The sequence below is a fragment of the Dietzia sp. NPDC055340 genome, assembly GCF_053645335.1.
Window position 1 is genome coordinate 135,751 of record NZ_JBSHML010000011.1, and the last position, 6,914, is coordinate 142,664.

Below are 6,914 nucleotides of genomic sequence, written 5' to 3' on the forward strand. Positions count from 1 at the left end.
GCTCTCGTTTCCAGGGGATTCCCGGGCTCCGGTTCGGGGGACCTCGCAACACCGGTGTGGGACCGGCGTGACGGGGGCCGCACCCGCGGCGCTCGGTTTAGGGTCCGGCGACGTGGTCGTCGTACCGTGTCCTGGTGACCGGCATCGATCCAGACGACTTCGACACCTTCCTACAGGTCCTCGACCAGGCGGCGGCGCTCGACGTCGATCATCCCGACTCGATCCGCGTGCAGCGGTCGGTGGGCCACATGTTCAAGCTCCTCAAGAAGACCCGACGCTCCGAGGTGCGCCGCGCACGCCAGGAGGCCGACAAGGCGGTCATCGAGGCCACCGCGACCGGCTCGCCCACCCGCATCGACGACGAGACGGCCGGTATCCGCCTCGTCTCCACCACCCCGGGCGCCGTCGCGGGCCATCTGCAGCGCGCGATGGCCTGCTACGTCTGCAAGCAGCGCTTCACCCGCGTCGACGCCTTTTATCACCAGCTGTGTCCCGACTGCGCTGCCGCCAACCGGGCCCGGCGCGACCCGGCGATGAACCTGTCCGGGCGGCGCGCGCTGCTCACCGGTGGTCGTGCGAAGATCGGCATGTACATCGCGCTGATGCTGCTGCGCGCTGGTGCGGACGTCACCATCACCACCCGCTTCCCCCGCGACGCGGTGCGCCGTTTCGCGAAGATGGACGACTACGCGGACTGGGCCGACCGGATCCACGTGATGGGCGTGGACCTGCGTGACCCGGCGCAGGTGGTGGCGCTGGCCGACGAGGTCGCCGCCGCCGGACCGCTGGACATCCTCATCAACAACGCGGCGCAGACGGTGCGCCGCTCCCCCGGCTCCTACTCCGGACTCGTGGAGGGCGAGACGGCGCCGCTGACCGGCCGGGCCGCCGACATCCCCATGGTGACGATGGGACGCACCTCCGAGCTCCACCCCGCCGCCCTCATGGGTGGCGAATCGGCCCTCATCGGCAGCGCGGAGGCCGAACGGGAGGCCGACCACATCGCGACCCTCGCGCTACAGGCCGGGTCGTCGTCCCTCGAGCGGATGGCCGCCGGCACGGCCGTCGACGCTGGCGGGCTCCTGCCGGACGTGGTGGACCACAACAGCTGGGTGGCGACCGTCGAGCAGGTCGAGCCGATGGAGATGCTCGAGGTGCAGCTGTGCAACTCGGTGGCGCCGTTCATCCTCGTCTCCCGCCTTCGCCCCGCGATGGCGGCGTCGAAGGCGCGGCGCAAGTACGTCGTCAACGTCTCGGCGATGGAGGGCCAGTTCTCGCGCCGCTACAAGGGGGCCGGCCACCCGCACACCAACATGGCCAAGGCGGGCCTGAACATGCTCACCCGCACGTCCGCGGAGGAGATGTTCGCCGAGCACGGCATCCTCATGACCGCCGTCGACACCGGCTGGATCACCGACGAGCGCCCGCACGTGACCAAGGTCCGCCTGCATGCAGAAGGCTTCCACGCGCCCCTGGACCTGGTCGACGGCGCCGCGCGCGTGGTGGACCCGATCGTGCGCGGCGAAGCCGGCGAGGACCTGTACGGCTGCTTCCTCAAGGACTTCGAGCCGAGTCCGTGGTGAGCGTGGACCCCGCTGCCGCCGCCGCGCACCTGGTGCTCAGCACCGAGCTGGTCCCGGGCATCCGGTCCGCCATCGCCGACCTCGGTGGGGACGGGCCGGGCACGCTGGTCCACGTGGCGCCGACGGGCCCCGGGTCCAGGTGGCCGTCGAACAGCGCGGCCGCCCTCGTGCACCACCTGTGCGGGGTCATCACCTCGTGGGGTGCGGCCTGCCTGGGCGCCGAGGAGGTCGTCCGCGAGCGGGCCGCGGAGTTCGAGTTTGCCGGGCCGGTCGGTCCGGAGGTGGACCGGCTCGCCGATCTGGTGGACCGGCTGCCCGGGTGGGCGGCGGCCGCCCGCGACCGCGGGACCCTCGCGCACCCCACGGGGACGGCGTTCGACGTGGCCGCGGCGCGCCGGGCGGGGACGCTGACCGTCGACTGGGTGCTCGCGCACATCCTGCACGACGTCGCCGGGCACCTGGGACACCTCGAGGTGACCCGGGACGTGCTGCTGGACCGCGCGCCGGGCCCGTGAGCCGGCCCCCGACCCCGGTCCTGCTCGACTGCGACCCCGGCATCGACGACGCGCTGGCGATCGCCTACCTCGTGGCCGAGCACCTGGCGGGGCGCATCGAGCTGGTCGGCGTGGTCTGTACGGCCGGCAACGTGGGACTCGATGACACCGTGGCCAATGCGCTGGCGTGGCTGGACCTGGCCGGTGCTCCCCCGCTACCGGTCTGCGCTGGTGCGGCCGGTGCGATCGCCGTCCCGCACGTGTTCACGCCCGAGACGCACGGCCCCCGCGGTGCGGGGCACGCCGTTCTCGAGGTCGGGACCGGGGCGGAGACGGCGACGACGAGGCGCGCCGATCCCCGCGACGGCGCCGATCTCTGGCTGGACGCCGCACGCGCTCACTCCGGTGAGCTGGTGGCGATCGTGACCGGCCCCTCGTCCACGCTGGCCGGCGCGCTGGCGGCGGAACCCGCGTTGCCCGGGCTGGTGGGCGACCTGGTGGTGATGGGCGGAACGTTCCGTGGCCATCCGGGCAACACCACCCCGGTCAGCGAATGGAACGTGGACGTCGACCCGGAAGCCGCCGACGCGGTGTGCCGGGCGTGGGAGGACGCGAACAACGCTGACGCATACGTCTCGGGGCCGCTGTGGTGCGGGTTGAACCTCACCGAGCGGGCGGTGTGGACGCCGGAGCGGTCCGCGCGACTGGTCGCGGCGTCGGACACGTCATTGACGCGGGCGTTGGCCGAGGCGCTGCGGTTCTACTTCGAGTTCCACGAGTCCGTCGGCGAGGGGTACCTGGCGCAGGTGCACGACCCGTTCGTGGCCTGGCTGGCCCTGCATCCGGACGCGGTCGAGTCCGTGCCGGCGAGCGTGCGGGTGGAGTGCCGCGGTGAGCACACACGGGGGATGACCGTCGAGGACCGGCGCGGGCACCGGGGGCGGGCGCCCAACGCGCGGATCGCGACCGACGTGCGCACGCCGGGCGGCCCGGACGCGGTGCTGGACGACATCTGTGCGGCGATCGCCTCGCTCGCCGGGTCGGGCTCACCGGGCGGTCCGGGCTGAGTCAGCCGGTCGGCCTGTCAGTCGGTCGGCCTGGTGAAGTTCCGTGTCGGAGGCGCCGGGTCAGGCACGTCAGGAGCGGTGGCGTGCCCGCGCAGTGAGGTCGCGCACGCCACGCCGGCCGCGGCGCCGGTGCCCACGGCGATAGGTACCAGCTGCAGTCCGGTCACGATGTCGCCGGCGGCGTACACGCCGTCGACGCTGGTCAGTTGCAGCGCGTTGACGACCAAGCCGCCCTCGTCGTCCGTCTCGCAGCCCAGGGACGTGGCGAGTTCGTTGGTCGGGTGATGCGCGTAGGAGAAGAACACCCTCGACCCCGCGATCACCCTCCCGTCGGCGAGCCGCACACCGTCCAGTGCGTCCGGTACCCCGACCAGTTCGCGCGCGACGCCGTCGATCACCTCGATCTGGTGTTCGGCGCAGGCCGCGCGCTGATCGTCGTCGAAGGACGGGTCGGAGTCGCTCTCGGTGATGATCACGACCTCCGAGGCCCAGTCCAACAGTTCGGAGGCATTCGCCGGTACGTGCGCGCCGGCGCCGAGCACGATGACCCGCCGACCCGCGGCTGTGAGGCCGTCACAGGCCGGGCAGTGGTGCACATCGACCCCGTAGTGCTCCTCGATACCCGCGATGTCGGGCAGTCGGTCGCGCACCCCGGTGGCGAGGATGATCCGCTTGGCGGTCACGATGATCTGACCATCACCGTCAGAGGGGGCGATCCGGGCGAGGAACCGGTCGTCGGAGTCCTTGATCAGACTGGTGACGGCCCCGCCGAGCCGGCGGACCGTCGGGTACTCGTCGAGACCTGTGTTGATGTCGGCGTAGAACTCGGCCGGAGTGGTGGGGCCGGTGCCGAGCATGCCGTGGATCCGCCGGGCCGAGAGGTTCCGCTGAGCCCCGGCATCGACGAGCACGGTCGAGCGCTGGTACCGGCCCACCCAGGTGGCAGCGGACACCCCGGCCGGCCCGCCGCCCACCACGAGAACGTCCACGGCGTCGGCCACCGCGTCGCTCGTGCCGGTAACGCCATGGTCGGCCACCGCGTCGCTCGTGCCGGTAACGCCACGGTCGGCCTCGCCGGAGTCGTCGGTCATGGGCACTCCGATCTGGGGAGGGGTGTTGCCACCCTAGCGGGTGGTCGCCGGGCGGAACTAGAACCGGTGTTAGGCTCCTGCGGATGTGCCGGGCGGCCTGTGGAGGTGCCCGGGCGCTGGCGTCGTCGCACTTCGCCGTCGTCCCCTTCACCGCCCCGGGAGAGTCCATGAGGTCCGTCGCCGCCGCTCTGATCATCGTCGCGGGCGGGGCGGTCGCTGCCGGGGTCTCCGCGCGGCGCGCGGCGGTGGCCCGGGGTGAAGTGGAGCCCCTTACGGCCTCGGTGCGAACAGCCGTGACGAACGCGCGGGAGAGCGTCCGCGGGTCCGTGCGACGCCGGGTGCGGCAGCGGGCGGAGTCGGCGGTGCCCGCGGCCGGGCCCCGCGCGGCGACGTCAGGGGGAGTCGGTTCGGCGGCGCCGATCGCGGGGTCGTGGCGGCCTGTGACCGAGCACGGGACGACGGGCTCGGCATCGCGGCGGCCCGCGGGCGCCCGGGGCTTCGTGCCCGCACTCGAGGGGATCCGGGGCCTGGCTGCAGTGGGGGTGCTGACCACGCACGTCGCGTTCGTCACCCGGTCGTCCTCGGGGTCGCCGCTCAAGCGAGTCTTCGGGCGTCTGGACCTCGCGGTGGCGGTGTTCTTCGCCAAATCAGGATTCCTCCTGTGGCGCACCCACGCCTCCCATGCCCGGCGGGACGAGCCCGGGGCGGCCCGGCCGACCAGGGAGTATCTACGCTCCCGGTTGGTCCGGATCATGCCCGCCTACGTGGTGCTGGTGGCCGCCGCGATGCTGTTGCTCAAGCAGAACCACGTCAACGGCCCCACCTCCTGGCTGGTGAACCTCACCCTCACGCAGATCTACACCTCCGAGTTCCTGGTCGCCGGGTTGACCCACGCCTGGTCACTGGCCGTGGAGATGGCGTACTACCTCGCCTTCCCCGCCCTGTGGACCGCGATGAAGGGTCTGCGCGGCGACGCCGCCGGTTGGCGGATCCCCGTGATCGCGGCGTTCGGCGCATCGGGCCTGGTGTTCCCGATGCTCCCCTGGCACGGACTCGGAATCCTGCCGCCGTACGTCAACGAGCAGATCCTGCCGCCCGCGTTCACCGCGTGGTTCGCCGCCGGCATGCTGCTGGCCGAGGTGGCAACTGCCCCTCCCGGAACCCTCGTCCGTCTCTGTCGTGACCGTCTGGCCCGGTGGGGCTGGTGGGTCGTCGGCGGTGCGGCACTGGTGGCCACCACCGTGCCGGCGTGGTTCTCCGAGGGCTTCGTCCACCCCGGCCCCGTCGAGTTCGCGGCGCGCACCGGGCTCGCGGGGGCGATGGCGTTCCTGGTGCTCGCGCCGGTGGTCCTGGCGCCGGAGGGCACGCGGTTCCCGGTGTTGGAATCGATGCCCCTGCAGAAGGTCGGCGCGTGGTCGTACGGGATCTTCCTGTGGCACCAGCTGATCCTGCTGGCCTCGTTCCCGCTGACCCGTACGTCGTTGTGGGCCCGCCGGATGTACGTCATCTGGCCGGTCACGGTGGCCGGTTCGCTCGCTGCGGGCGCCGCGAGTCACCGCTTCCTCGAGGAGCCCGCGCGCCGGGCACTCGAGCGTCGCTGAAGCGCCGTCCCGATCTCGGACCTCCGTCGGTGAGGTTCGCCTATCGCGATGACTATTGGTCAGGGTAGCCTTTCCTAAAGAAGGCCTGCCTTGGTGGGCGCTGACGCAGACGAAGGGACCTCCCATGACCTCCAGCCCGCCGCTCCCCCAGCACGAGCGCGACTCAGAGTCCGTCGCGGGCCACTGGCTTCTCGCCCGGGTGGGCAAGAAGGTCCTACGCCCCGGCGGCCGCGAGTTGTCCGAGTGGATGGTCCACGCATCCACCGTCACCGGCAAGCGCGTCGTCGAGTTCGCGCCGGGCCTGGGCCTGACCGCGTCGCTGCTGCTGGACGAGTCTCCGTCGTCCTACACCGGGGTCGACTCCGACCCGGAGGCCGTCGAGGTCACGCGATCCGCCATCGGCGGACGGGGTGCCGTGGTCGTGGCCTCTGCGCAGGAGACCGGCCTCGAGTCGGCGTCAGCCGACGTCGTGGTGGGCGAGGCGATGCTCACGATGCAGGGCGATTCGACCAAGAAGCAGATCGTGGACGAAGCCGCCCGTGTGCTCGACTCGGACGGCCGCTACCTCGTTCATGAGCTGTGTCTGGTTCCCGATGACCTGGACGACTCGATCAAGACCGAGATCCGCAAGGACCTGGCCCGGTCGATCCGCGTCAACGCACGCCCGCTCACCGTCTCGGAGTGGAGCGAGCTATTCGAGACAGCCGGATTCGAGGTAGAGGCCACCGAGCTCCGCCCCATGGCGCTGCTCCAGCCGCGGCGCATGCTCGCCGACGAGGGCGTCGTCGGCCTCGCCCGGATAGTCCGCAACCTCCTCCGTGACGCCGACGCCCGAAAGCGGGTGCTGGCGATGCGCAAGACCTTCACCACCCATGACGAGCACATCAGCGCCGTCGGGTTCGTCCTGCGCAAGCGCTGACCCGCCCCGCCATCCCCGGCACTTCTCGCAACCGCTCCTCGGCATGAACGCCCGCTCCCGCCTCGCGTTTGTTGCCAAGCTGTTCTTGGACAGTTGGTCGCGGATTCGGGGATCGGAGTTTGCATGAAAATTAGTGCGCCAATCGGTGCCACAGCCACG

At 71.7% G+C, this 6,914-nt stretch carries 6 protein-coding genes; 5 read left to right on the forward strand and 1 reads right to left on the reverse strand.

Features of this window, described 5'->3' with window-relative positions:
- Window positions 1–134 precede the first annotated feature (134 nt).
- The 3 genes from ACWIFB_RS10335 to ACWIFB_RS10345 are packed head-to-tail and all read left to right on the forward strand — an operon-like array spanning window position 135 to window position 3,144.
- Window positions 135–1,583, forward strand: a complete 1,449-nt coding sequence (locus tag ACWIFB_RS10335) for an SDR family NAD(P)-dependent oxidoreductase (RefSeq protein WP_454058186.1) — start codon at window positions 135–137, stop codon at window positions 1,581–1,583.
- Window positions 1,577–2,098, forward strand: coding sequence for a mycothiol transferase (locus ACWIFB_RS10340; protein ID WP_454058187.1), 522 nt, complete (start codon window positions 1,577–1,579; stop codon window positions 2,096–2,098). The genes ACWIFB_RS10335 and ACWIFB_RS10340 overlap by 7 nt, the downstream gene beginning before the upstream one ends.
- The gene (locus ACWIFB_RS10345) at window positions 2,095–3,144 is read left to right on the forward strand and encodes a nucleoside hydrolase (protein WP_454058188.1); all 1,050 of its coding nucleotides are present in this window, start codon (window positions 2,095–2,097) and stop codon (window positions 3,142–3,144) included. The genes ACWIFB_RS10340 and ACWIFB_RS10345 overlap by 4 nt, the downstream gene beginning before the upstream one ends.
- Before the next feature lie 17 nt (window positions 3,145–3,161).
- On the opposite strand, the gene ACWIFB_RS10350 is transcribed toward ACWIFB_RS10345, so the two are convergent.
- Window positions 3,162–4,235, reverse strand: a complete 1,074-nt coding sequence (locus tag ACWIFB_RS10350) for an NAD(P)/FAD-dependent oxidoreductase (protein WP_454058189.1) — start codon at window positions 4,233–4,235, stop codon at window positions 3,162–3,164.
- A gap of 167 nt (window positions 4,236–4,402) precedes the next feature.
- On the opposite strand from ACWIFB_RS10350, the gene ACWIFB_RS10355 reads away from it, so the two are divergent.
- A complete protein-coding gene (locus ACWIFB_RS10355) occupies window positions 4,403–5,836 on the forward strand; it encodes an acyltransferase family protein (protein ID WP_454058190.1) in 1,434 nt (477 codons plus the stop codon).
- A gap of 124 nt (window positions 5,837–5,960) precedes the next feature.
- The gene (locus ACWIFB_RS10360) at window positions 5,961–6,755 is read left to right on the forward strand and encodes a class I SAM-dependent methyltransferase (protein ID WP_452098858.1); all 795 of its coding nucleotides are present in this window, start codon (window positions 5,961–5,963) and stop codon (window positions 6,753–6,755) included.
- The last annotated feature ends 159 nt before the right edge of the window (window positions 6,756–6,914 follow it).